The following is a 25,907-nucleotide window of genomic DNA, read 5'->3' as shown; positions in this document are numbered from 1 at the left end:
TCCTTATATTATCTTATTTTTGTCCGGTCTGGAGTTGTTACCCCCCATGCAAGATATTATGGAATTTGCACGCAATCACCTGGTCCTGTGTTTGGCCTGGGTCGCTTTACTGGTTCTGGTGATTGTTACTACTTTTAAGGGGCTGTTTTCTAAAGTTAAAACAATTAGCCGCAGCGAAGCGACTAATCTGATTAACAAACAAGATGCAGTAGTTGTTGATGTGCGCTCACGCGACGATTTCCGCCGCGGGCATATCTCAGGTGCTGTGAACCTGGCCGCGGCAGAGATTAAGAAAGGCCACCTGACTGAACTGGAAAAATTCAGAAACCAGCCGGTGATTGTTACCTGTGCGACCGGACAGTCTTCCGGTGAAGCTGCCGGGCAGCTGAGCGCGGCAGGTTTTGCAAACGTATCCGTGTTAAAAGACGGTATCAGTGGCTGGAGTGGTGAAAATCTTCCGCTGGTTCGCGGTAAATAAATTATCAGAGGTGCTGACAATGCCAGTAATTGATATTTACACTAAGCAGACCTGCCCGTTTTGCCATCGTGCAAAAGCACTGTTAGAGAAAAAAGGCGCAGCGTTTAATGAGATTGCTATTGATGGCGATGCCGAAAAGCGTGCGGGGATGATAGAGCGCAGTGGCCGCAGCACGGTACCTCAAATTTTTATTGACGGAAAACATATTGGTGGTTGCGATGACCTGTATGCCCTTGAGGCAGAACACGGTCTGGACCCTTTATTGCAAGCCTGAGTTTCAGGTGAAACAAATTTCAACTTAACAGGACCAAGTACCATGTCAGAACAAAATAACAGCGAAATGACGTTCCAGATCCAACGTGTTTATACAAAAGATATTTCTTTTGAAGCGCCTAATGCTCCTCAGGTTTTCCAGAAAGAGTGGGAACCTGAAGTGAAACTGGATCTGGATACAGCATCCTCACAGCTGGCTGACGGTATTTATGAAGTCGTTTTACGTGTCACTGTGACAGCGACCGTGGGTGAAGATACCGCGTTTCTGTGCGAAGTCCAGCAGGCAGGGATCTTTACGATTTCCGGCATTGAAGGGACTCAGATGGCCCATTGTCTGGGAGCTTACTGCCCGAATATCCTGTTCCCTTATGCACGTGAGTGTATTTCTGGTCTGGTTTCCCGCGGAACCTTCCCGCAGCTGAACCTGGCTCCGGTGAACTTTGATGCATTATTTATGAACTACCTGCAGGAACAGGAAGGTAGTGCTCCGCAGGAAGCCTGATGAGTAACCGCAGCAATTCTGTCAGTGTTATCGGTGCCGGTTCTTACGGCACCGCTCTGGCCATTACGCTGGCGCGTAATGGCCATCCGGTCGTTTTATGGGGGCATAATCTTCAGCATCTTGAACGGCTGCAGGCTGACCGCTGTAACACTGAATTTCTTCCTGATGTCGTATTTCCCGATAATCTGGTGATTGAGTCCTCTCTGGCACAGGCTATTGCCGCCAGCCAGGATATCCTGGTCGTGGTACCCAGCCATGTATTTGGTGACGTTCTGGCACAAATACAGCCTTGTCTGGAGTCTGATTCACGTCTGGTCTGGGCAACGAAAGGGCTGGAGCGGGAGACTGGCCGTTTATTGCAAGATGTTGCCAGAGAAATCCTTGGTCCTTCTATCCCGCTGGCGGTCATTTCCGGGCCGACATTTGCCAAAGAGCTGGCGTCAGGTATGCCGACGGCGATTGCCCTGGCGTCGACTGATCCGCAGTTTTCTAAGGATTTACAGCAAAAGTTGCATTGCGGAAAAAGCTTTCGGGTTTACAGCAATCATGACCTGACCGGAGTTCAGTTAGGTGGCGCGGTGAAAAATGTCATTGCGATTGGTGCCGGGATCTCTGATGGTATTGGCTTCGGTGCTAATGCCAGAACCGCACTGATAACCCGCGGGCTTGCCGAAATGAGCCGACTGGGTGCTGCGCTGGGTGCGGATCCCTCGACTTTTATGGGAATGGCAGGACTGGGTGATCTCGTGCTGACCTGTACCGATAATCAGTCCCGCAATCGGCGCTTTGGTATGTTGCTGGGCAAGGGGAATAGCGTCAGTGCGGCTGAAGCAAGTATCGGACAAGTCGTCGAAGGCTACCGTAATACGAAAGAAGTGAGGGCACTGGCGGCCAGGGCTGGTGTTGAAATGCCAATCACAGAACAAATCTTCCAGGTCCTTTATTGTGGAAAACCGGCCAGGGATGCTGCCTTGTCTCTGCTTGGCCGTGAAAGAAAAGATGAAAAAGAAGCCCTCTGAACAGAGGTGTTTTATGTTGCTAGCCATTAAGCTTATATAAGCGCCTTACGGGGCGCTTTTTTATCGGGAGTGCAGTCATGTCGTCTGAAGAGTTAGCGCAAATCTGGGAAAGTATTATTTCAGAAGCCAGGAGTCTGGCGGAAGGTGAACCCATGCTGGCCAGTTTTTTTCACGCGACATTACTGAAACATGACGATCTCGGCAGTGCGCTGAGCTATATGCTGGCCAACAAACTGGCCAACCCGATTATGCCGGCAATTGCTATCCGTGAAATCGTTGAAGAAGCATACCGTAAAGACCCGTCGATGATCCTGTCGGCTGCCCGCGATATTGCCGCGGTCAGTCAGCGGGATCCTGCAGTGGACAAGTATTCAATTCCTCTGCTGTACCTGAAAGGTTTTCATGCCTTACAGGCCTATCGTATTGGTAACTGGTTGTGGGGAGAAGGCCGTCGTTCTCTGGCGGTATATCTGCAGAATGAGATTTCAGTTTCATTCGGGGTTGATATTCATCCGGCGGCGACTATTGGCTGCGGGATTATGCTCGACCATGCAACCGGGATCGTGGTCGGGGAAACTGCAGTGATCGAAAATGATGTTTCGATTCTGCAATCGGTGACTCTTGGGGGAACCGGTAAAACCTGCGGTGATCGTCATCCGAAGATCCGTGAAGGTGTGATGATTGGTGCCGGCGCGAAAGTTTTAGGTAACATTGAAGTTGGCCGTGGCGCGAAAATAGGCGCGGGATCGGTTGTGTTACAACCCGTTCCTCCGCATACGACTGTCGCCGGTGTACCTGCGCGTATTGTTGGTCGTCCGGCCAGTGAGAAACCGGCAATGGATATGGACCAGCATTTTAATGGTACGGTGGCCGGATTCGAATTTGGCGACGGGATCTGAGTAAAATACCGGGGGAGAAGATTCCCCCGTGATTGTTCTATTTTACTAAGGCTCCGGCGTAATCCAGCTGGCGCCACACCTCATAGATGACTACCGCGACTGAGTTGGACAGGTTCATACTGCGGCTCTGAGGCACCATAGGAATACGTATTTTCTGCATGGCGGGTAAGCTGTCGAGTATTTCTGCCGGCAGACCACGACTTTCCGGTCCGAACATCAGGTAATCACCCGCCTGCCATGAAACAGCACTGTGTGCCGGTGTGCCTTTTGTGGTGAGCGCAAACAGGCGTGCAGGTTGTTCACTATCGATAAATGCCTGATAGCTGGCATGGCGGCGAATTGCTGTGAACTCATGATAGTCGAGTCCTGCCCGCCGCAGGCGCTTATCATCCCAGGTAAACCCAAGGGGCTCAATCAGGTGTAAAGCGAATCCGGTGTTGGCACATAGCCGAATAATATTACCCGTATTCGGTGGAATTTCTGGTTCAAACAAAACGATATTAATCATAAGGGCTCCCGCTGACGAGAGCCGCAGAATATCAAATTATTGACGTGCAGAGTATAACGGAAGCCAGATAGTCAGGCGTAAGCCACCCAGCGGGCTGTCATCGGCTTTCACCCGGCCATGATGCTGCTGTAATGCCGTATCAACAATCGCCAGCCCGAGTCCGGTTCCGCCGGATTCCCTGTCGCGCGCTTCATCAGTACGATAAAACGGCCGGAAAATTTGTTCCCGGTCTTCCGGACTCACGCCCGGACCATCATCATCCACATGAATAGTGATACCTTCCCGGTCTACAGAGAAACTGACGATGATGTGGGTATGGGAATAACGCAGTGCATTACGGATAATATTTTCCAGCGCGCTTTCCAGTACATGGGGGTTACCGTATAAAGGCCAGGGACCGGGCGGATAAGGAACCTCCATTTTTTTTCCCATCTGTTCGGCTTCAAATTTGGCATCTTCCAGCACACCATTCCACAGGTGGTTCGCTTTCATCGCTTCACTGACCAGGGCGTTATTATGCTGGGTCCGTGACAGTACTAATAAGTCATTGATCATACCGTCCAGTCGCTGGGCTTCCATCTCTATTCTGCCGAGCTCTTTACTTTCGCCCGAACGCCTGCGCAGTAAGGCCGTTGCCAGTTGTAAGCGAGTGAGGGGGGTGCGCAGCTCATGACTGATATCTGACAGTAGCCGTTGCTGGGCTGTCATCATCCGTTCCAGCGCACTGACCATTTGGTTAAAACTTGCCCCGGCGGCCAGAAATTCCTGTGGTCCTGACTCAAGCTCCGGATGCTGCCTTAAGTTACCTGCGGCGACTTCATCAGCAGCTTGCTTCAGCTTACGGGCTGGTTTTGCCAGACTCCATGCCAGCCATAATAATAAGGGAGAGCTAATCAGCATAGTCACAATCAGCAGTAATAAAGGCCGGTCAAATAACAGATTAATAAAGTCCAGCTGTGAGCTGGTGGCCGGACGGACCATATACAGCTGGTAGTTGTCTTCACCGTCAGCAACCGCGAACGGGCCAATCATTTCGATTCGGCCATAGGTTTTCTTTTGCGGATGATCGGCATTATCAGATTGTCCGATAAAGTTACGGATAATCTGCATTTCATTATGGCGTGCGCCAATGACTCTTCCCTCTGAAGTTACCAGCAGTAAATGCTGGCCGGGAGGGGCCCATTTATCGATAGCCCGATATAATCTGCGCCACCACATCAGGTCATTGGGTGGGTCCTGCGCCAGCTCGGCCTCCACATGCTGTTCGATCATTACGCCCTGGCGCTGTTCACTTTCCAGTAATGATGTCATCTGACGGGAGTCGAGCTTTGGTACCATTAATACCAGCATCAATACTAAGGCCAGCGTAAGCCAGAAAATAGCAAAGATGCGGGTGGTTAAACTGCTTATCATGAGGCTGAAACCATCAGGTAGCCTCTGCCTCGCAGGGTTTTAAACCAGGGGTGACCATCATGCCGTTCAGGCAGCTTACGGCGCAAATTTGAGATATGCATATCAATGGCCCGGTCAAAAGGAGTGAGTCGTTTCCCCAATACTTCCTGACTGAGATGTTCTCTGGAGACGACCTGTCCCAGGTGCTGTGCCAGCAGGTACAAAAGCGTAAACTCGGTACCGGTCAGGTCCAGGACTTGATTATCAAAGCTGGCTTCCTGACGCCCGGGATTAAGTTTAAGATGGTCGACCTGTAGTGAAGAAGAGCTTGTCTCTGTATGTTGTTGCTCGCTCCAGTTAGAACGACGCAAAATGGCACGTATTCTGGCAACCAGTTCGCGATCATTAAACGGTTTTGGCAGGTAGTCATCGGCACCCAGTTCCAGGCCGAGCACTCTGTCGAGCTCACTGCCGCGGGCTGTCAGCATAATAACCGGTGTCTGATGCTGCTGACGTAACTCTTTCAGTGTGTCGATACCATTTTTCTTCGGCATCATGACATCTAGCAGCAGCAGGTCAACGGAACTATCCAGTAAAGATAATGCCTGTTCACCATCATCTGCCACGATGATCTCAAAGCCTTCCATCTCCAGCAATTCTTTCAATAAAGATGTCAGTTCCCGATCATCATCAACCAGCAATATTTTATTCATTATGTTTTCCTCCGCAGGAAAAATACCGTGTTCCATGGTTATCCGGTTGTCACTTTACGTAGTTTTACACCCCCTGACGGATGTTTGCAGCTACGGGATTACACTGGTTCCCGTTGAATCGATAAACGCTAAACACTCCCGGAGTCAAGGATGCGCCATCTTATCATCGTCGCACTTTCGTCACTGGTCTTTGCTGGTCAGGCTACTGCAAAATGTGACGGAATGATGAAAGATAAAATGGAACAGCAATTACCAGTGACCTCAGAGAGTATGGCGCACAATTCGCAAAATCATATGTTTGATGGTATCGAATTATCGGAACAACAGCGTCAGCAAATGCGCGATCTGATGTATCAGGCGCGGCAGGCCAGGTCAGGAATTACTGTTTCTGATATTGAACTGATGCACAAACTTGAAACAGCCAGAGATTTTAATGAACCTGCAGTCCGTGCGCAGGCTGAGAAGATGGCCGAGATAAACGAGCAGGTAGCGATGGCAAGAGTACGCCATCAGATGTATAACCTGCTGACTGCGGAACAGCAGGCAGAATTACAGAAGAATTTTGAGTTACGTATGAACAATATACGTAGTGTAAGCCAGTTACCGTAAGCAGCGATGCTGATTACCGTAAAGCAGTACCAACAGTATGTAGTATCCCTTTTTTCCTTGCCATAGACACCATCCCTGTCTTCCCCCCTCAGTAATGAGGGGGTTTTTTTTGTCTTCATTTTCTTGTACGTCCGGTCTGCTCTCTCTGCCGCGGATATTCGATGGTCAGTGAATAATCGCATAATAGTCTGTGACTGCCATTATTATCTGTTATGCCTGATTAACTGCAGCCCTACCTGCACCGATCGTGGTATCACCTGAAACGGGCACGGGTGGGGTACAGTCTGTGGTATTTATATCAGGTAAGCTTTTTGCAATAGAGCGACGGAATATAGCCATTAGTGAAGACATATCGGGACGGATTAAGTCTGTAAATGAAAAAGTCCTGTGGTGAGTTAACCGATTGCAGGTATTTGGGCAGGACGTCAGCAAGAGGCCCGGCACTTTCCGGAAGCTCCTGGGCATTAGAAATTTTTTCCGTAATAAAGCGATAGTGGTTGTTTTTTGAGGTTATACGGGCATAGATGCTGCGGTTCAGCACATATGTTTTGCCATCTTTATTCAGGATACCACGCAGATAAACGGTACTCACACGGTCATCAATCAGGAAGAGTACATTCATGGTCAGCTTACTGCTCTGTTTCGAAACTGTAATCTGTCCGGTACAGTTAATCGTACGGTCGCCGGCATTATTGGTTCTTATAATATAAAAAGTGCCTGATAATGTGATTAACAGGATAGCCACGCCAATTGACAATATTTTAGTATTCATTATGCCTTCTTATAAATAGTAAAAGGAAGAGCAGTCAGCGGTCGGATCTCTGGCATCGTTATCGCAAAGCAGCACCGAAGATCGTTTTATATTTCTCTCACAACTAAAATAGATGTTCCTTGCCGGAATGTTATCGAAGTCATGGGCGTGCTGTTCCAGGAAAGGCAACGCATAATCCGCCGGGCACTTATCACTGTTAAGATATACAGAAAGGCCGTTTACTGTCGCTACTTTTCGATAGTCGACCAGTGGCTGATAATCACCGGAACTTAAGTTTTTATAGTAATCCACCATTTTCAGCATCGCCCCGAAAAAAACCACAATTAATATTAAAGGGATTAAAATGATGTTAATAAAAAAATATCTTTTTATTGATCTTTTTTTATCTGAACTTTTTTCATTTACTTCACTATATTCACTTTCAATCGGCTCACTGGCCGGTGACTGAGTCTCTGCTGTTATATTGATTTCCGGAGGAGACTGAACCGAATCATCATCAGCAGGTAATCGCTCGGAGGTTATCTCTTGCTGGCCTGTCTTATAATAATTATTGATATATTCTTCCAGAGACTCAGGGGTATCAAACGAGATTACGCTGAATTCGTCGGGTATTGTGATGCCCTGTCTGAACACTGTTTTCAGAACCTGTTGGTCGGTGATCTGAGAAAGAGCTTTTCTAATCAGCAGTACATTTTGATTCAGAGTGTTGGTTGTAACAATGAAACCATGTTTTTCCCATCCGGCGTGCATCAGTGTTTTTCTGCTGACAATTTTTCCTTTTTCCTGAAGCAGGCAGATTAAACAGGCCGATGCAGAAGTCAGCAGACGATTACTTATTGTCTTTTCCGGATTGCTGACAGTGTGAAGACTACTATCGTAAATTATTTTGTTAGCAATGAAATAATAACGAGCATGTTTTTTCATGTGTGCTGCCATTGCGTAATTTTTTTTTCGAGGATTAAGTCTAACGTAAAATTCCTATTCCATCAATTGATGGCATTTCACATCTCAATTTAAATTGTAACTCATTGTTTAGTATTGGTTTTATATCATTTATTAAAAAGTGATAAGATTTGGTTATATTATGAAAAAATCCTAATTTATTATTTGCTCCGACATCAGAAGATGAGCATTACTACTTAGTTTAATTTTACTTAGTTAATTGGAAAATGTTTCATCATCTAATGATTCAGCGCGTCTGAATATTTAGTGGGTTAAATGGATAGAGCTTTGATGTCAGGTATAAAGCAATCAGCAGGGTAATTGTTATCTTAGTGTTAATTCAGTTTATCTTGTGATGACTGCAAATGAATATTAATTCTCTTTTATTAAAGAGCACCAGGAACTTATATAATGAAATTAAATAAAATTATCTTAGCAATGCTGACTTCAGCTTCTCTTCTGGCCGCTGCAGGTGTTCATGCCGAAGACGACCCGACTCCGGCAGATACCACAACAACAGTACAAGGTGGTGTGGTTCACTTTAACGGAAGTCTGGTGAACGCAGCCTGTGCTGTCAGCACTGAATCAGCAGATCAGATTGTAAACCTGGGACAATACCGTACGGCATCATTCCAGAGTATCGGTGATACCAGCGCAACTATTCCGTTTAAAATTGTCCTGAATGACTGTGATACAACAGTGGCTAAAACTGCCCGTGTTGCTTTCTCCGGACAGACTACCGGAACTGATGCCACCTTACTGGCCATCAACTCCAGCAGTAACGATGCAACTGCGACGGGTGTCGGTATTCAGATTCTGGATGAGGATTCCTCAGTGATGACACCGGACGGGTCAACCTTCAGTAAAGGCCATAGCTTAATCGATGGTACTAACACCCTGAACTTTGCTGCACGTTATAAAGCGACTTCTGCTACGCCAACACCAGGCCAGGCAAACGCAGATGCTGTATTTACCATGCAGTATAACTAATTCTGAACCGTACTTCATATCAGTAAAACTGTGCAGTTAGTCGCTGATAACTGAAGTCTCGTCAGACGATTGTCCGGGCAATAGAGAGTCGCGCTATTCTGCCCGGATAATATTAACCACTGTAGGTTCCCGGGATCCGGTGATCTTAAAACATCCCCGGGAATACCAGTGTCTTAAATATTTTTCATAACCTCCCATAAAGGAAATAAGTAATGAATATTAATGTTAAAAACCATGGGGTAAGGAGTATATTAAAAGGAATTTTTGGTGCACTACTGTTTAGCGCAATGTTACCCGCTGCCTCTCTGGCTGCTGGCGGGGTCTCATTAGGTGCCACGCGGGTGATTTATGATCAATCAGATAAGCAGACTTCATTGGCTATTTTGAATAGCGATCAAAAAAGCCGCTATCTGGTCCAGTCATGGGTTGAGGATAAAAATGAGAAAAAAACATCTGATTTTATTATCACGCCGCCACTATTCGTGATTGATACAAAAAGTGAAAATACAATAAGAATAATAAATGTTAATGATAGTCTGCCGAAAGACAGAGAATCTGTTTACTGGCTGAATGTGAAAGCAATCCCTGAAGTCAGTAAAGACAGTGTTGACGGGAAGAATGTATTACAGCTGGCTATCCTGACCAGGATAAAACTGTTTGTTCGTCCATCGACACTCACTATGGCTTCTTCTCAGGCTCCGGGAAAAATAAGTTATACCCTGCAGGGTAACCAGATGATTATCAGTAATCCGACACCTTACTTCGTTAACATGGTTAATGTCTCTCTTGGTGGAAAAAAACTCGATGCCATTATGGCCTCTCCGATGGATAAAACAGTAGTGAAAATTCCGGGCGGAGTGACCGGTGAGCTGAGATTTAGTGCAATTAGTGATTTTGGTGCTGTGTCTCCAGTGACAACAGTAACACCCGGAAAATAATAGTATCCGATGACTGATATCCAGAGCATTGATAATGAAAAGAATAAAAAGCAAACAGACGAAGATAAAAACGCCTGGGTTAAATATCATTACAGCCATGTTACTGGCAACACCATTATTCAGTCATGCGGAAGCTTACTTTAATACGCAATTCCTGGGTGATGATGCCAGTGCAGTTGCTGATATTACCCGATTTATTGACTCCGGGTCTTCTGTACCTCCGGGAACCTATACTGTTGATGTTTATCTGAATGATAATTTTGTCGCTACCCGCGATATTAATTTTGTCTATGCGGATAAGTCGAAGACTGATAATGAAAAAGAAAAGAAAGGTTTACTGCCTTGTCTGAATGAAGCATGGTTAGTAAAGTTCGGTGTACTTTTTAATGAAGAAGCACTGAAAAAAGATAATGCAGGGAAGCAATGTCTTTTTATTACCAATGTTATACCTTCGGCATCAACGGAGTTTGATGTTAAAAAACTCAGACTAAATGTTAATGTTCCTCAGGCTTTTCTTAAAGTGACAGAACGAGGTTATATCCCTCCCGATGAATGGGATGAAGGGATCAATGCCCTGCTGTTTAATTATAATTTTAGCGGTGATCACAGCTCTTACGGGGACTCCTATTTTCTTAGCCTGACCAGCGGGGCTAACCTCGGAGCATGGCGCCTGAGAAATAATGGTTCATGGAGCCGTAACACATCATCCAGTGGGAGTACTTCCCAATGGAACAATATCAACACTTACCTTGAACGGGATGTAATCCCTCTCAAAGGGCAGTTTGTGGCTGGTGACAGTACTTCGGGGAATGACGTTTTTGACAGTAATTCATTCCGCGGTATCAGGCTCTATTCATCAGACAGCATGTACCCTGACTCAATGCAAGGCTATGCACCGACAGTGCGCGGAGTAGCGAAGACGAACGCCAGGGTTGTTGTCAGACAGAACGGGTATATTGTTTATCAGACGTATGTCCCCCCGGGGCCTTTTGAGCTTACGGATATTAACCCGCAGATGACCAACGGTAACCTTGAGGTCACGGTAGAAGAAAAAGACGGGTCAATACAAAAATATGTACAGCCATATTCGACGGTTCCGGTATTACAACGAGAAGGCCGGGCGAAATATGATGTAGTCATTGGCCGTTTCCGTAGCGGAATTAATGATCAGGATAATCCTTTCTATAGCCAGGCAACGCTGCTCTATGGATTATCTGACGGGTATACTCTGTATGGCGGAAGCCAGATGAGTAATCATTATAAATCCTATGCACTGGGTCTGGGTATTAATATCGGTGAATGGGGAGCGACGTCATTTGACTTTACCCAGTCAGATACCACGCTGAGCGATGGCAGTAAAAAAAGTGGTCAGTCACTGCGTTTTTTATATGCCAAATCTCTGGAGACTTTCGGGACCACAGTCCAGTTATTAGGTTACCGGTATTCCACACGGGGTTTTTATACTCTGAGTGATTCGGCCTATAAATATATGTCAGGTTACGATTATTCTTCAATGATTGATAATCCGGATGGGAAAACAAATGTGCTTTCCGGGTACTACAACCTCAGGAATACCCGAAAAGGGAATCTTCAGTTAAATATTACTCAGCGGCTGGGTGATTATGGGTCTTTGTATGTTACCGGCTCGGAACAGACCTATTGGAACACAGGGTCTAAAGACCGTTATTATCAGGCCGGATATACCTCTGGCTGGAGAGGTATTTCTTATACGGTCGCCTGGTCTTATAACCAGGTTCGGGATATGAACACCAGTGAACGGATGCTGTCATTCAATCTCTCGGTACCGTTATCACTGTTCAGTGCAGGGAACTCGTATAAAGCCCGGCCGATTGACAGTATGTTCGCTACGTTCAGTGCTAACCATAGTACTGAAGGCGGCACAGTCTGGAATACCGGGTTAAGCGGTACTGCTCTGGCCGACCGGAATCTGAGTTATGGTATCAGCCAGGGACACAGCGGACGAAACGGTGCGTCAGGTGCGCTGAATGCCAGTTACCGGGGAACCTACGGTACATCAAACCTGGGGTATAACTACAGTAGTACATACCATAGCCTGAATTACGGACTCTCCGGCGGGGTCATTGTTCACCGTAACGGAATTACTTTCGGCCAGCCTTTAGGCACCACCAATGTTCTGATTAAAGCTGCCGGGGCCGATAATGTGAAAGTACAGAATCAGACCGGTGTAAAAACCGACTGGCGTGGCTATACCTATCTGCCATATGCCACGGCTTACCGGAATAACCGTATTGCACTGGATACTAATTCACTGGATGACCATACCGATATTCAGGATAACGTCCGGAATGTTATACCGACACAAGGCGCTATCGTCAGGGCTGACTTTATTTCCACCCGCGGTTATCAGGCTCTGTTTAATATTGTCCGGCCGAATGGTTCTCCGGTGCCGTTCGGATCTATGGTGACTGAGTCCGAAGGTGATGCTTCCGGAATTATTAGTGATAACGGCCAGGTTTATTTAAATGGTCTGAATGAGCAGGGGAAATTAACTATTAAATGGGGAGCAGCGAAGAATGAAAGTTGTACAGTTAAATATGCCCTCTCTGCTCAGGATACGGCGAAAAGGATTATCCGCCGTCATTTTAATTGTGCCCAATAAATTCAGGAGAAAGTTATGTTCAGATATAAATGGATAATTTTTTTATTACCTCTGTTTTGGATGCAGGGAGCAATGAGTATGATCCGAGTGGATGCCTTTAGCTGGTCGATAGGACCGAATGGTATTGTGATTAATAATTCATCGGCAACTGTAACCTATCCCGGAGCTTTATGTTTCGGAGCTTCGGCTTGTGGTATTTCTCTGGGGATGCAAATTACCGATAATAATATCGGCTCAATAAAATTCATTATATTAGGCCAGGGATCGCCTTCGGCATTTGGTTCGGAGCAGGCGGTAGCATTTATTAATGGTCTGTCAGGAAAAACCATTAGCGGTACCGCCGGGTTAGCAAAACCAGGGATAACAGTTAATGCATGTCTTTTTCAGTATCAGAAGACATCATCTTCTGAAAGTCATGATCGCCTGCCCGGTGTCTGCTCAGGTGGTTATGTTCCTCCGGTGCCGGTGCCCGGAAGTTGCGATCTGAGCCTGAATAACAGTGTGATGGATTTTGGTGATATTTCCTCGGCAGCCCTTTACAGTGCCGGTGCCGGCGGAAAACCGTCAGGCGTCACAGTCCAGCAGCGCACCCTGAATATCAGCTGTACGCCGGCAACAACAGGACTGGCGTATCTGCGTATGACCACGGATTCTGCTTCAGGAAATATGCTGGTTTCTTCCAATAAAGATGTCGGTTTTTTAGTCAGTGCCGGGGCAAATGATCCTGCGGTTCAGCCACTGACACCGAATGCATTATCGGGAGGATATGAACTCACACTGGACAGTACTGGTCAGGCGAGTATCCCGATTAAGGCGATCCCGGTGAATGTCACCGGTAATAAGCCAGTTGCCGGCACCTTCAGCAGTCATGCTCTGCTCAATATCTCGTGGAACTAGGATGTCGCGATGAAAACATTACGACGATCTTTACCGGCGATAGCCGTCGGCTCATTGCTTTCTCTTTTTTTGTCCGGTCATTGTTTCGCGACCGGTGCCGATTTGGTACTGCGGGGTAATGTGACAGAACAAACCTGCACCGCTTCGGCGGGAAGTCAGAACTTTTTTGTTGAGCTTGGTAGCTGGGCTACACCCACACTCAATGGTAGCGCGGGGAAAGTCTCGCCAGAAAAGCCATTCTCAATTCAGCTGGAAGGCTGCCCTGCTGTCGCTATCAGTATTATTTTTACCGGAAATATTGCTGACGGCAGCAGTAATCTGCTGGCGATTGATTCAGGGAATGACACGGCCAAAAATGTTGCCATCGAGCTCCTGAATGATGATATGAGCCGTCTGGGGTTATCTGACGCGTCACGGACTGTGACGGCGGATGCCAGCGGTAATGCGACCTTTCATTTTTATGCCCGTTATATCAGTACCGCCAGTCAGGTTACTGCCGGGCAGGCCAATGCCAGTTCAGTCTTTACTATAAGTTATAATTAATCCGGTGATTGACCACTCAGGGCAATCGATACCTTTGCCCTGAGTAACTCTCTTTCCTGCTGCTCACCCGCCCGCTGATCGCCACAATAAGTGCTTTAGGCTATTCTCTGCGGATGGTTAAGAAACTCAGGAAGCCTTATGGACACCTCTTATGCCAGGCTGGTCACTCGTGCCGCGATTGCGGCTACCGTGCTGGCCTCGCTGTTACTGATCATGAAAACGATAGCCTGGTGGTATACCGGTTCTGTGAGTGTGCTGGCTGCGCTGGTAGATTCATTAGTTGATATCGGGGCTTCACTGACGAATCTGCTGGTCGTCCGTTATTCTCTGCAACCGGCAGATGATGACCATACCTTTGGCCATGGTAAAGCTGAATCCCTGGCGACCTTAGCCCAGAGTATGTTTATCAGTGGATCAGCCTTGTTTCTTTTCCTGACCAGTATTCAGCATTTTATTACCCCCGGAAATTTTCGGGCACCGCTGGTCGGAGTGATTGTCACGCTGATTGCTTTAGTTTCGACACTGATACTGGTGACGTTTCAGCGCCGGGTCGTCAGAAAAACACATAGTCAGGCGATCCGCGCCGATATGCTTCACTATCAGTCCGACGTATTAATGAATGGTGCTATCCTGATTGCACTGCTGCTCAGCTGGTATGGATTTACGGCAGCGGATGCGTTATTCGCTTTCGGGATTGGTATTTACATCCTTATTTCTGCGGTACGTATGGGCTATGAAGCCGTCCAGGCCTTACTGGACAGAGCATTGCCGGATGAGGAAATTCAGCAGATAATCAGCATCGTTTCTCAGTGGCAGGGGGTCTGCGGCGCACATGATCTGCGAACCCGTCAGTCAGGGCCGACGAAATTTATACAATTGCATTTAGAGATGAAAGATGACCTGCCATTAGTGATGGCACATCAGCGGGCCGATCAGCTGGAAGAGGCACTGAAAGCCTGTTTTCCGGCCGCGGATGTCATTATCCATCAGGACCCTTCGTCTTCTGTCCCAGAGGAGAAAAGGGGAAAATTTATTTTTTAGTTTACAGATCAAATGTTAAATTTTTTCTGTAACAGTTATGATTGCGCAACAACGGGTATTGAGTGACCTAAATCAATCCTGTCAGCTACGTTTGGTATACTATTAAGCAAGATCAGCTCTTATTTGCAGGCGCCGGTACACAGTGACCGCGTTGACTGAAAAGATTAACCCTTAGCTTCAAACTATCCAGAGGTTGTCATGATCAAAAAAATCGGTGTATTAACCAGCGGCGGAGACTCCCCTGGTATGAATGCGGCTATCCGTGGTGTGGTCCGGACAGGATTAGGCCAGGGACTGGAAGTTTTTGGGATCTATGATGGCTACCTCGGGCTGTATGAAGACCGGATGGTCAGTCTGGATCGTTACAGTGTTTCAGACATGATTAACCGCGGTGGTACTTTTCTGGGGTCTGCCCGTTTTCCGGAGTTTCGTGAAGAGGCTACCCGGCAAATTGCTATCGAAAATATGAAAAAACGCGGACTGGATGCGCTGGTGGTTATCGGCGGTGATGGTTCTTATATGGGCGCTAAGCGGCTGACAGAAATGGGATTTCCCTGTATAGGGTTGCCGGGAACTATTGATAACGATGTTGCCGGTACCGATTATACTATCGGTTATCATACTGCTCTGGAAACGGTGGTAGAAGCTATCGACAGATTACGTGATACCTCATCTTCTCACCAGCGTATTTCTATTGTTGAAGTGATGGGCCGGCACTGTGGTGACCTGACCTTGTCGGCAGCTATTGCCGGAGGTTGTGAGTTTTTTGTGGTACCGGAAATCCCTTATACCCGCGAAGAGCTGGTCGAGGAAATTAAAGCCGGCATTGCGAAAGGTAAGAAACACGCGATTGTCGCTATTACTGAACTTATCTGTGATGCCAGCGAACTGGCACGGTATATCGAAAAAGAGACCGGCCGTGAAACCCGTGCGACAGTGCTGGGACATATTCAGCGCGGCGGAGCACCTTGTGCTTATGACCGTATACTCGCATCCCGTATGGGGACCTATGCTATTGATCTGTTATTACAGGGATATGGCGGACGCTGTGTCGGTGTACAGAACGAAAAAATGGTTCACCACGATATTATTGATGCCATAGAAAATATGAAGCGTCCGTTCCGTCGTGACATGCTTGATACCGCGAAAAGGCTGTATTAACCGCTTTGCCTGCCGGAGGAAGTTCTGCCGGCAGCTCTCCCCCGATCTCTCGTTTATTCATTTGTGATATAAAAACGACCTTTTAGTTCTTTAAGTTATTTTGATGATTATGCCAACCTGTTGCTCTATAACACAGGGGGCATAATATGAAAAAGTGGCATGTTGGATTAGCTTTGCTGATGGTATCCGGCAGTACGCTGGCGAAAGATATTCAATTACTGAATGTCTCTTATGATCCGACCAGAGAATTTTACGAACAATATAACAAAGCCTTTAGTGCGCATTACAAGCAGGAAACCGGTGATAATGTGATTATTCGTCAGTCACATGGTGGTTCCGGCAAACAGGCGACTTCCGTGATTAACGGCATCCGGGCAGATGTGGTCACGCTGGCACTGGAGTCGGATGTCGATGCTATTGCTAACAGCGGACGGATTAATCCGGGCTGGATCAAGAAATTACCGGATAATTCTGCCCCCTATACCTCTACGATCGTGTTCCTGGTACGTAAAGGAAACCCCAAAAATATTCATGACTGGAATGATCTGATCAAGCCAGGTGTTTCCGTGATCACCCCTAACCCTAAAACATCCGGCGGGGCCCGCTGGAACTATCTTGCTGCCTGGGGTTATGCCCTTGACCATAACGACGGTTCTCCGCAAAAAGCTCAGGATTTCGTCAAAGCGTTATTTAAAAACGTTACTGTGCAGGATTCCGGAGCCCGTGGCGCGACCAATACTTTTGCCGAACGTGGTATCGGTGATGTACTGATTGCCTGGGAAAATGAAGCTTATCTGGCAAAAAACAAACTCAAAGATCAGCAATTTGAAATTATCACACCGAGTGAGTCCATCCTTGCTGAACCTACCGTCGCCGTTGTCGATAAAGTTGTGGATGAGCGTGGCACCCGTCAGGTCGCTGAAGATTACCTGAAGTATTTGTATTCACCGGAAGGACAGAAGATCGCGGCGGAAAATTATTATCGCCCGCGTGATCCGGCGGTAGCTAAGGAATTTGCTAATGAATTTAAACCGGTTAAATTATTTACTATTGATAATAAATTCGGTGGCTGGACGGCGGCACAGAAAACACACTTCAGCGACGGTGGCACCTACGATCAGATAATGAAACCATAATTATCCCGGATGACTTTCCCCCTGATTAAAGTAACATGAAGGTCTGGTTAAACAGGGGGATGGAAGGGTTTATGGTATCTGCAGGTAAAGTAAAACTTTGGCTGGCAGTGGTGTGCGTTATTATCCTGCTGGTGGTCTTCTTGCTGGCACCGCGGCTTCATGATCATTCTGACGTTCTGTGGAAGTTTGTCAGCCAGCAGTGTGTGCCGGAGATGGAAAAGAATCATCGTCCGGCACCCTGTGAAAAAGTCGACCTGGCCGCGGGATATGTTTTATTTAAAGACAGGGTGGGTCCGCTACAGTATCTGTTAATGCCAGTGGCAAAAATATCAGGTATCGAAAGCCCCCGGTTGCTTGATAGCCAGACTGCTAATTTCTTCTCTCTTGCATGGCATGAACGGCATCTGCTGTCAGAAAAAAATCAGTCACCGGTGCAAGACAGCGATCTGGCGATGACCATCAATTCAGCCTCGGGCCGGACACAAAATCAATTACATATACATATGTCCTGCCTTCGTCCGGATATTGCCCGACAGATGGCAGGATTAACGCCTGATTTATCATCACACTGGCAGCAATATACCCTGAGGTCACATCCTTACTTAATCCGGACGCTGACACCAGAGGAACTGGATCAACAGAGTGTATTTATACGGGTCGCACAGGAAATTCCGGGCGCGGCTGAACACATGGGAGATTATGGTCTTGCTCTGACAGAATTACCCGATGGTCAGCTGGTATTACTGGCTCTCAGAAAACAATTATTGACAGGGAATACAGGCTCTGCCGAGGAATTACAGGATCATCAGTGTGAAATACTGAAGAAAAATAACGGCGCATGATGCGCCGTTATTCAGCAATGAGAGATTATCCTGCTTTTTTAGCGGCGGCTGCGGCATTGACGATAGCAGCAAAAGCATCCGCTTTCAGAGATGCTCCGCCTACCAGCGCACCATCGATATCTGGCTGAGTAAATAATTCTGCCGCATTCTTATCATTCACCGATCCGCCGTACTGAATGATGACTTGCCCGGCGATTGCCGCATCTTTTTTGGCGATATGCTGGCGGATAAATTTATGCACTGCCTGCGCCTGCGCCGGGGTTGCTGATTTTCCGGTACCAATTGCCCAGACGGGTTCATAGGCAATCACCGTATCTCTGAAGGCTTCAGCGCCCAGGGTATTAAGCACAGCATCTATCTGGCGGGCACAAACCTCTTCTGTTTTACCGGCTTCATTTTCGGCGTCGGTTTCACCGATACAAAGCACCGGAGTCAGCCCTGTCTGCTTTAATACTACAAATTTCTTAGCGATAAGCTCGTCACTTTCTTTATGATAGGTACGACGCTCTGAGTGGCCGATAATAATATATTTTGCACCGATATCTTTGAGCATATCGGCAGAGACTTCACCGGTGAAAGCGCCTGAAAGATTGATATCAACGTTTTGCGCGCCGAGAGCAATATGACTTCCGGAGATTGCATGTCTGGCCTGATCGAGATAAATCACCGGCGGGGCAATTGCCACACCACAACCTTCAATACCAGATAATGCTTTACGCAGACCAGCAATCAGTTCGCCAGTCATATGTTTACTACCATTCAGCTTCCAGTTGCCCATAACTAATGGATGTCGCATCATATCCTCCGCGTTACGCGATTCATTGAATACTACTGCCGGCAGGCAATAGTGTCTGTGAAACATTATAAGTCTCAAAAGCACTTACTGCTTTGTTTTTCGTCATGAAACATAAGCAAATCATGAGTTATCGAGCATCAGCCTGACAGGTTCTACTGCCAGAGTTAAACCTTTATCTTCCCGTTCTGCAACCACATAGCGCAGTGCGCCTTCGGCATCAAAATACGTGGTTTTCCCTTTTGCGGCCCGGAGTAATGATTCCAGTTTTTTGGTGCTGTCTTGTTCAGAAAGTTGGGGGGAAAAGAAACGGATCAGCGCCGCCATATAATGTAACGCCAGATCCCGCGAGGCTTTTTCGTCCGCCTGTCTGTGGGGAACCCAGGTGATTTGCAAGGTCTTGATTTTTCCGGTACCGGGTTCGAGTGCGGCAGAAGAATACACTGAGCGGTTTATTCTGCTGGCTGCCAGTACCACAACATTCTGTATCTGACCCGTGTCGACGGTCCGGTATTCGGCAAGAGGCAACTGCGGATTAGCAAGATTAAATTTTTCGCGAAATAACGGGATAGTATCGCTAAATACCGGAGCGCCGGGTTGTACATAAGGGGCTGTCTTCGGTGCTACTGGCGGCGGAGTGGCACAGACGGCCTGTCCTGCCAGTAAAGACATACAGTAGTATAACCAGCGATATATCCTGTTTTTCATCCTGCTATCTCTGAATAGATTTCCGGCGTTTATTGATGTCTGGCCAGTATTACCAGTAATGCTCACTGGTGATATGGCCCGGTTTACGGCGCAGGTGTTTAGTCATATGACGTGTCGATTTTAATACCTGTTGAGTGTCCCTGACCATCTGCGGATTGCCACATAACATTATATGACTGTTATCAGCAGATATCGTCAGTCCGGTTGCCTGTTCCAGCTCACCATTCTCAATCAGCGCCGGGATCCTCCCTGTCAGGCTGCCAGTATTTTCTTCGCGGCTGACGATGGTCTGGATACGCAGTTTCCCATTAAATTGCTGTTGTAACTGCTGCATCAGCGGCAGGTAACTTAAATCTGCGGCATAGCGGGCTGCGTGAACCAGCACGATATTATCGAAACGCTCCAGTCCTGTACCCTGTTGTAATATCGATAAATAAGGACCGATCGCGGTGCCTGTCGACAGCATCCACAGAGTTTCACAATCCGGCAGCTCATCACAGACAAAAAAACCGGCGGCGTCCGCGGTCACCCACAGAGAGTCTCCGGTTTGTAACTGATGCAGGGACGGGCTTAGTTTTCCTTGCGGGACAGTCACCAGATAGAACTCCAGTTCATCATCTGAGGGTGCATTGACGTAAGAATAGGCCCGTTGTACCCGTTCACCGTTGATCTCCAGCGCCAGTTTTGCAAACTGGCCAGCCACAAAGGATCTTACCGGAGCCTTCACTTTCAGGCTGAAAAGCGCTTCTGTCCAGTGTGTTACCGCGATAACTTTACCTTCACACCAGTCGGCCATTACTTGCTCCTCAGTTAACTTCACTTTAGGTTCAGCCTTCATCATCTCTGTCGGCGGGCAGATTTTCCAGCCTTAATCTGCGGGTTAAGCTCATATGGACAAACCTTTGCCATTATTTGCTACGGACTGGCATTAATAATGTACATAAATGGAGAAAAAAGCTGACAGTCGGTACCGGCAAAACTGTGTAACTGAGACATTTTTTATCCGTAAATCGTGGTATTTTACGCTGCTTTTTGGATTATTATTGGCCCGTCTCACTGTTAACCCCTCATGGATAAGAATTAACCGTCAAAATGGAAAAGAATCTTAGTAATAACTCATTAATGTTGCTGTTGGTGGTGCTGGTTGCGGTCGGGCAAATGGCCCAGACCGTATATGTCCCGGCCATGAGTGACATTGCCTTCTCACTTCAGGTAACTACCGGAAGTGTGCAGGGAATCATGGCCGCTTATCTGATTACCTACGGTTTATCCCAGCTATTTTATGGACCACTCTCTGATAGCATCGGTCGCCGGCCAGTGATTCTGGGGGGAATGGTTGTGTTCAGCATCGGTGCGGTGACGGCATTACTGGCCCACTCTATCAGTCAGCTGGTGATTGGCTGCGCTATTCAGGGCCTGGGAACCGGGGTTGCCGGGGTGATGGCCCGGACGTTGCCCAGGGACTTGTATGAGGGAAATCAGCTACGTAAAGCGAACAGTGTCCTGAATATGGGGATCCTGGTCAGCCCGTTGCTGGCTCCGGTTATCGGGGCGATACTGACAAAGTTTTGGGGCTGGCATGCCTGTTTTGCTTTTCTGCTGCTCCTTTGTCTGGGCGTTACGGCCATTATTGCCCGCCGATTGCCGGAAACGCGGCCTGATAATATCGTCCGGCGACCTTTTTTAACCCGTTACTCGTTATTATTGCGTGACAGTGCTTTTCTCCGCTATCTGCTGATTCTGATTGGAGCACTGGCCGGTATTGCTGTGTTTGAGGCGAGTTGCGGCGTACTGATGGGCGGGGTGCTGGGGCTAAACAGTGTCACGGTCAGTATATTATTTATTCTGCCAATTCCGGCGGCTTTTTTCGGTGCCTGGTTTGTCCGCCGTAGTGAAGGTGACTGGCAGCGGCTGATGTGGATAGGTGTCGGTAGCTGTTTGCTAGCAGGAGTACTGATGTGGATCCCCGGCTGGTTTCATGTCATGAATATCTGGACGTTACTGGTCCCGGCATCCCTGTATTTCTTTGGGGCTGGTATGTTGTTTCCTCTGGCAACATCCGGCGCGATGGAACCCTATGCCTGGGTTGCCGGAAGCGCAGGGGCGCTGATTGGCGGATTACAGAATCTGGGGTCCGGCGCTGTCGCGTGGCTGTCAGCACGTTTACCACAAAACGATCAGTTCAGCCTGGGGATGCTGATGTTTATGACTGCGCTGATTATGCTGTTATGCTGGTGGTCACTGTCACGGCATCGCGAAAGTGACCACCAGATTGTGACCGGGTAACCGGCAATCAGGACTGCTGGTCCGGGGCCAGCCGATGTACTGACTGGATCCTGCGAACAGTCCCTGTTTTTCCGCGAATTAACAGGGACTCACTGGTAGCGATATGACCTTTACGGGTGATCCCTTTCAGTAAATCCCCGTCAGTGATACCGGTCGCAGAAAAAATAATATCATCATCGCTGACCATATGTTGCAGGGTCAGGCGCTGGCGGGTATCAATGCCCATTTCTTTGCAGCGAGCCAGTTCCTGCTCACCCAGTCGCCGGTTTTCCGGGGTATCTCCTTTCACCTGATGCCTTGGCAGCAGACGGCTTTGCATATCACCACCCAGTGCGGAGATCACCGCCGCCGAAATAACTCCCTCCGGAGCTCCACCAATCCCATACATAACATCTACCTCACTGTCCGGCATACAGGTCAGGATTGAGGCAGCAACATCACCATCTGGGAAAGCAAATACTTTAAGCCCGGCCTGATGGAGACTGGTAATGATAGTTTCATGCCGTGGCTTTGCTAACACCGCTACGGTCAGGTCTGAAAGTGGTTTTTTCAGTGCGCGGGCAATAGCCTGAAGGTTGGTCTCCAGTGGCAGATTAAGGTCGATACATCCCCTAGCTTCCGGGCCGGTCACCAGTTTCTCCATATACATATCAGGGGCGTGGAGAAAACTGTCTTTATTACCGACGGCCATAACGGTCAGAGCATTAGACTGACCCATTGCCGTCATTCGGGTGCCTTCTATCGGATCAACGGCAATATCGACCTCTTCCCCTTGTCCGCTTCCCACTTGCTCACCAATGTATAACATCGGTGCTTCATCTATCTCACCTTCACCAATAACTATCCGGCCGCGGATATCCAGACGGTTAAGCATCGCCCGCATAGCATTCACGGCAGCGCCGTCAGCAAGGTTTTTATCACCGCGACCCAGCCAGGCATGTCCTGCCAGGGCTGCGGCTTCAGTGACCCGTGAAAATTCGAGAGCAAGTTCGCGTTTCATAATCTGTCTTATCAGAAAGAAAAGGGGAATCAGTGTAGCACAAGGGCAGGGGGACTGAATTGACCCTGAAAGCCCGTAACGCAGTTACGGGCGGAGTCTCAGTTATTCCTCGTTTTCATCTTCCCAGCGCAGGGCTCGGGATACGGCTTTTTTCCAGCCGGCATAGCGGTAGTTACGCTCAGTAGTTTCGATGGAAGGACGGAACTCACGTTCAATGACTGACTTAGCTCGAACTTCGTCCAGGTCTTTCCAGAAACCGACAGCCAGACCGGCAAGGTAGGCAGCGCCTAATGCTGTCACTTCACGGACTTGCGGACGCTCAACTCTGGCACCGAGAATATCTGACTGGAATTGCATCAGGAAGTTATTTGCTACCGCGCCGCCATCTACCCGTAAGGACTGCAGTCGTGTGCTGGCATCGTTTTGCATTGCTTCCAGTACGTCACGTGTCTGGTAGGCAATTGATTCCAGAGTTGCCCGGATAATATGGTTCGCATTGGTGCCGCGTGTCAGGCCAAAGATAGCGCCGCGGGCATAGGGGTCCCAGTACGGGGCACCGAGGCCGGTAAACGCCGGCACCATATACACACCGTTTGAATCCTTCACTTTCGTTGCAAAATACTCAGAATCCAGCGCTTCAGAGAATAATTTCATCTCATCCCGCAGCCACTGAATAGAGGCGCCACCGATAAACACCGCCCCTTCCAGGGCATAGTTCACTTCACCGCGCGGACCGCAGGCAATAGTCGTTAGTAAACCATGGGTTGAGGTAACCGCTTCGGTACCGGTATTCATTAACATAAAACAACCGGTGCCATAGGTATTTTTAGCCATCCCGGGCTGTACACATAGCTGACCATACAGTGCTGCCTGCTGATCGCCGGCGATCCCGGCGATCGGTATGCGGGTCCCGCCTTTACCCCCGATATTGGTCTGACCATAAATTTCTGAAGAGGACTTCACTGCCGGTAACATTTCCCGCGGAATATCGAGAATCTCCAGCATACGGTTGTCCCACTGTAGCTTATGGATATCGAACATCATGGTACGTGATGCATTGGTAAAATCAGTGATATGTACACGTCCCTGGGTCATCTTCCATACCAGCCAGGTATCTACAGTACCAAACAGAAGTTCCCCACGTTTTGCGCGTTCACGTGCCCCCTCAACATGATCCAGAATCCATTTCACTTTGGTTCCGGAAAAATAAGGATTGATCACCAGGCCGGTCGTTTGCTGTATATACTGTTCCAGTCCTTCTTTTTTCAGTTTTGAACAGTAATCTGCCGTACGTGGATCCTGCCAGACAATGGCATTGTAGACAGGTTTTCCGGTTTTTTTGTCCCAGACAATCGTGGTTTCACGCTGGTTAGTGATACCGATAGCTGCAATCTGATCCGACCGGATATCGGCATGTGCCAGTACTTCAATCAGCGTCGAACTCTGTGAAGCCCAGATATCCATCGGGTCATGTTCTACCCAGCCGGTCTTCGGATAAATCTGGCTAAATTCACGTTGTGAAACAGCAATAATATTTGCATCGTGATCCATAACTACGGCCCGTGAACTGGTGGTTCCCTGATCCAGGGCAACAATGTATTTATTTTCAGCGTTTGTCATAATCTGTTCCTGGTGAAGTCGTTGTTAAGTTTACGCTTTATGCTGTTCAGCGCGTGACAGTGACTGTTCTGATTCTGTGCTGGCCGGTGTTATGTTGTTTGAGGGTAAATAACGCCCGACGCAATTACGGTAAATAAAAGCGCCGACACAAGCCCCGATCAGTGGTCCGAAAATCGGTACCAGAAAGTAAGGAATGGTTTTTCCTCCGGTAAAAGCAATTTCGCCCCACCCGGCGAGAGCGGTAAACATTTTAGGGCCGAAATCACGTGCCGGGTTTAAAGCAAAACCGGTCAGAGGGCCCATTGCCGCGCCAATCACCGCGACCAGTAACCCAATCAGCAGAGGGGCTAACGGGCCACGTGGTAAGCCGTTACCATCATCTGTCAGCGCCATAATCATTCCCATCAGTACTGCGGTAATGACCAGCTCAACAAAGAATGCCTGCACTACGCTGATACCCGGATGCGGGTAGGTAGAAAAGACCCCTGCAAGCCCGAGACTTTCGGTACTGCCACGCACTATCTGATGTGCCTGCTCAAAATCAATAAACAGGCTGCGGTATAATCCGTATACCAACGCTGCAGCACAGAATGCACCGGCAACCTGTGCAACAATATAGGGAATGACTTTACGGCCTTCAAAGTGACCAAACAGGCACAAAGCAACAGTGACTGCCGGATTGAGGTGTGCTCCGGAAATACCTGCACTGACATAAACACCCATTGAAACTGCCAGGCCCCAGACGATGCAAATTTCCCATTGCCCAAAGCTGGCTCCGGCGACTTTTAGCGCGGCAACGCAGCCGGCACCAAAAAAAAGAATCAAACCGGTACCTATGAATTCGGCGATACACTGGCCTGTGAGCGTGCTTGTCGTTTGACTCATGATTGATTCCTTAAACGAGGTTAAATTTATCGGTGTTGTGTACCCATTCCCTGAGTTACCCGACTTTCTTAGAGGGTTAGGTTAAATTTATCGTTAACGCGCATAAACGATAAATACCGAACTTAAAATTTGTGTGTCATGTCAAATAAAATGAGCGAAATCGCGTATTTTGTTGCCATATTGTCATTAATGATTGCTTGTGGCGGCGTGATTTTTTACGGCAACGAGGAAAGTCCGGCGGTTTTTATAGAAAATATATGCCAAAAATGTTACAGACTGCTCCTGAAGTTACCCGGTAACTGGACTTGCGCGATCAGGC

27 protein-coding genes are annotated in these 25,907 nt (G+C 48.0%); 16 read left to right on the top strand and 11 right to left on the bottom strand.

Features of this window, described 5'->3' with window-relative positions:
- Positions 1–46 precede the first annotated feature (46 nt).
- From JK211_RS07310 to cysE, 5 genes are all read left to right on the top strand, one after another.
- Positions 47–478 carry a rhodanese-like domain-containing protein gene (locus JK211_RS07310; protein ID WP_212708021.1) on the top strand — a complete coding sequence of 144 codons (432 nt, stop codon included), beginning with the start codon at positions 47–49 and terminating at the stop codon, positions 476–478.
- 19 nt (positions 479–497) lie between these two features.
- Positions 498–752: a glutaredoxin 3 gene (gene grxC, locus JK211_RS07305; RefSeq protein ID WP_212708020.1), complete on the top strand. Its 255-nt coding sequence runs from the start codon at positions 498–500 to the stop codon at positions 750–752.
- A gap of 42 nt (positions 753–794) precedes the next feature.
- On the top strand, positions 795–1,253 hold the full coding sequence (secB, locus tag JK211_RS07300; protein WP_212708019.1) for a protein-export chaperone SecB: 459 nt from the start codon (positions 795–797) through the stop codon (positions 1,251–1,253).
- Positions 1,253–2,272, top strand: a complete 1,020-nt coding sequence (gene gpsA, locus JK211_RS07295; protein WP_212708018.1) for an NAD(P)H-dependent glycerol-3-phosphate dehydrogenase — start codon at positions 1,253–1,255, stop codon at positions 2,270–2,272. Before secB ends, gpsA begins: the two co-directional genes overlap by 1 nt.
- A 77-nt stretch (positions 2,273–2,349) precedes the next feature.
- Positions 2,350–3,171: a serine O-acetyltransferase gene (gene cysE, locus JK211_RS07290; protein WP_212708017.1), complete on the top strand. Its 822-nt coding sequence runs from the start codon at positions 2,350–2,352 to the stop codon at positions 3,169–3,171.
- Positions 3,172–3,208: 37 nt separating this feature from the next.
- On the opposite strand, the gene trmL is transcribed toward cysE, so the two are convergent.
- Genes trmL through cpxR form a run of 3 tightly spaced genes read right to left on the bottom strand, consistent with a single transcriptional unit; the run spans position 3,209 to position 5,784 of the window.
- The gene (trmL, locus tag JK211_RS07285) at positions 3,209–3,679 is read right to left on the bottom strand and encodes a tRNA (uridine(34)/cytosine(34)/5-carboxymethylaminomethyluridine(34)-2'-O)-methyltransferase TrmL (RefSeq protein ID WP_212708016.1); all 471 of its coding nucleotides are present in this window, start codon (positions 3,677–3,679) and stop codon (positions 3,209–3,211) included.
- A 36-nt stretch (positions 3,680–3,715) separates the two neighbouring features.
- Complete coding sequence (gene cpxA, locus JK211_RS07280; RefSeq protein ID WP_212708015.1) at positions 3,716–5,092, bottom strand: envelope stress sensor histidine kinase CpxA; 1,377 nt, start codon at positions 5,090–5,092, stop codon at positions 3,716–3,718.
- Positions 5,089–5,784: an envelope stress response regulator transcription factor CpxR gene (gene cpxR / locus JK211_RS07275; protein WP_212708014.1), complete on the bottom strand. Its 696-nt coding sequence runs from the start codon at positions 5,782–5,784 to the stop codon at positions 5,089–5,091. The genes cpxA and cpxR overlap by 4 nt, the downstream gene beginning before the upstream one ends.
- Before the next feature lie 150 nt (positions 5,785–5,934).
- On the opposite strand from cpxR, the gene cpxP reads away from it, so the two are divergent.
- Positions 5,935–6,393 carry a cell-envelope stress modulator CpxP gene (gene cpxP, locus JK211_RS07270; protein ID WP_212708013.1) on the top strand — a complete coding sequence of 153 codons (459 nt, stop codon included), beginning with the start codon at positions 5,935–5,937 and terminating at the stop codon, positions 6,391–6,393.
- A gap of 298 nt (positions 6,394–6,691) precedes the next feature.
- Here cpxP and JK211_RS07265 read toward each other — a convergent pair whose 3' ends face one another.
- Complete coding sequence (locus JK211_RS07265; protein WP_212708012.1) at positions 6,692–7,165, bottom strand: hypothetical protein; 474 nt, start codon at positions 7,163–7,165, stop codon at positions 6,692–6,694.
- Positions 7,166–7,174: 9 nt separating this feature from the next.
- Positions 7,175–8,089 carry a winged helix-turn-helix domain-containing protein gene (locus tag JK211_RS07260; RefSeq protein ID WP_212708011.1) on the bottom strand — a complete coding sequence of 305 codons (915 nt, stop codon included), beginning with the start codon at positions 8,087–8,089 and terminating at the stop codon, positions 7,175–7,177.
- Between the two features lie 429 nt (positions 8,090–8,518).
- Between JK211_RS07260 and fimA the strand changes: the two genes are divergently transcribed.
- The 9 genes from fimA to JK211_RS07215 all read left to right on the top strand — a co-directional run bounded on the left by fimA (position 8,519) and on the right by JK211_RS07215 (position 18,296).
- Entirely contained in the window at positions 8,519–9,097 is a 579-nt protein-coding gene (gene fimA / locus JK211_RS07255) for a type 1 fimbrial major subunit FimA (RefSeq protein WP_212708010.1), read from the top strand.
- A gap of 212 nt (positions 9,098–9,309) precedes the next feature.
- The gene (locus tag JK211_RS07250) at positions 9,310–10,035 is read left to right on the top strand and encodes a fimbria/pilus periplasmic chaperone (protein WP_212708009.1); all 726 of its coding nucleotides are present in this window, start codon (positions 9,310–9,312) and stop codon (positions 10,033–10,035) included.
- A 34-nt stretch (positions 10,036–10,069) separates the two neighbouring features.
- Positions 10,070–12,676, top strand: coding sequence for a fimbrial biogenesis usher protein (locus tag JK211_RS07245; RefSeq protein WP_212708008.1), 2,607 nt, complete (start codon positions 10,070–10,072; stop codon positions 12,674–12,676).
- Positions 12,677–12,748: 72 nt separating this feature from the next.
- The gene (locus tag JK211_RS07240) at positions 12,749–13,573 is read left to right on the top strand and encodes a fimbrial protein (RefSeq protein ID WP_212708007.1); all 825 of its coding nucleotides are present in this window, start codon (positions 12,749–12,751) and stop codon (positions 13,571–13,573) included.
- Positions 13,574–13,582: 9 nt separating this feature from the next.
- Positions 13,583–14,116 carry a fimbrial protein gene (locus JK211_RS07235; protein ID WP_212708006.1) on the top strand — a complete coding sequence of 178 codons (534 nt, stop codon included), beginning with the start codon at positions 13,583–13,585 and terminating at the stop codon, positions 14,114–14,116.
- A 138-nt stretch (positions 14,117–14,254) separates the two neighbouring features.
- Complete coding sequence (fieF, locus tag JK211_RS07230; RefSeq protein ID WP_212708005.1) at positions 14,255–15,157, top strand: CDF family cation-efflux transporter FieF; 903 nt, start codon at positions 14,255–14,257, stop codon at positions 15,155–15,157.
- 198 nt (positions 15,158–15,355) lie between these two features.
- On the top strand, positions 15,356–16,318 hold the full coding sequence (gene pfkA, locus JK211_RS07225) for a 6-phosphofructokinase (protein ID WP_212708004.1): 963 nt from the start codon (positions 15,356–15,358) through the stop codon (positions 16,316–16,318).
- Between the two features lie 146 nt (positions 16,319–16,464).
- Complete coding sequence (locus JK211_RS07220; protein WP_212708003.1) at positions 16,465–17,454, top strand: sulfate ABC transporter substrate-binding protein; 990 nt, start codon at positions 16,465–16,467, stop codon at positions 17,452–17,454.
- Positions 17,455–17,525: 71 nt separating this feature from the next.
- Complete coding sequence (locus JK211_RS07215; protein ID WP_371734590.1) at positions 17,526–18,296, top strand: CDP-diacylglycerol diphosphatase; 771 nt, start codon at positions 17,526–17,528, stop codon at positions 18,294–18,296.
- Between the two features lie 25 nt (positions 18,297–18,321).
- Here the strand turns inward: JK211_RS07215 and tpiA are convergent, their stop codons facing one another.
- From tpiA to fpr, 3 genes are all read right to left on the bottom strand, one after another.
- Positions 18,322–19,092, bottom strand: a complete 771-nt coding sequence (tpiA, locus tag JK211_RS07210; protein WP_212708052.1) for a triose-phosphate isomerase — start codon at positions 19,090–19,092, stop codon at positions 18,322–18,324.
- A 120-nt stretch (positions 19,093–19,212) separates the two neighbouring features.
- Positions 19,213–19,797 carry a DUF1454 family protein gene (locus JK211_RS07205; protein ID WP_212708002.1) on the bottom strand — a complete coding sequence of 195 codons (585 nt, stop codon included), beginning with the start codon at positions 19,795–19,797 and terminating at the stop codon, positions 19,213–19,215.
- Between the two features lie 49 nt (positions 19,798–19,846).
- A complete protein-coding gene (gene fpr, locus JK211_RS07200; RefSeq protein ID WP_212708001.1) occupies positions 19,847–20,593 on the bottom strand; it encodes a ferredoxin--NADP(+) reductase in 747 nt (248 codons plus the stop codon).
- A 296-nt stretch (positions 20,594–20,889) separates the two neighbouring features.
- On the opposite strand from fpr, the gene emrD reads away from it, so the two are divergent.
- The gene (gene emrD, locus JK211_RS07195; protein ID WP_212708000.1) at positions 20,890–22,083 is read left to right on the top strand and encodes a multidrug efflux MFS transporter EmrD; all 1,194 of its coding nucleotides are present in this window, start codon (positions 20,890–20,892) and stop codon (positions 22,081–22,083) included.
- Between the two features lie 7 nt (positions 22,084–22,090).
- Here emrD and glpX read toward each other — a convergent pair whose 3' ends face one another.
- The 3 genes from glpX to JK211_RS07180 form a co-directional block, all read right to left on the bottom strand.
- Entirely contained in the window at positions 22,091–23,083 is a 993-nt protein-coding gene (glpX, locus tag JK211_RS07190) for a class II fructose-bisphosphatase (protein WP_212707999.1), read from the bottom strand.
- A gap of 102 nt (positions 23,084–23,185) precedes the next feature.
- Entirely contained in the window at positions 23,186–24,703 is a 1,518-nt protein-coding gene (gene glpK, locus JK211_RS07185; protein WP_212707998.1) for a glycerol kinase GlpK, read from the bottom strand.
- Positions 24,704–24,733: 30 nt separating this feature from the next.
- On the bottom strand, positions 24,734–25,588 hold the full coding sequence (locus JK211_RS07180; RefSeq protein WP_212707997.1) for an MIP/aquaporin family protein: 855 nt from the start codon (positions 25,586–25,588) through the stop codon (positions 24,734–24,736).
- Between the last annotated feature and the right edge of the window lie 319 nt (positions 25,589–25,907).

Source organism: Tatumella sp. JGM130, assembly GCF_018257525.1.
Taxonomy (GTDB): domain Bacteria; phylum Pseudomonadota; class Gammaproteobacteria; order Enterobacterales; family Enterobacteriaceae; genus Tatumella; species Tatumella punctata.
This window is presented reverse-complemented; position numbering and strand designations above follow the sequence as displayed.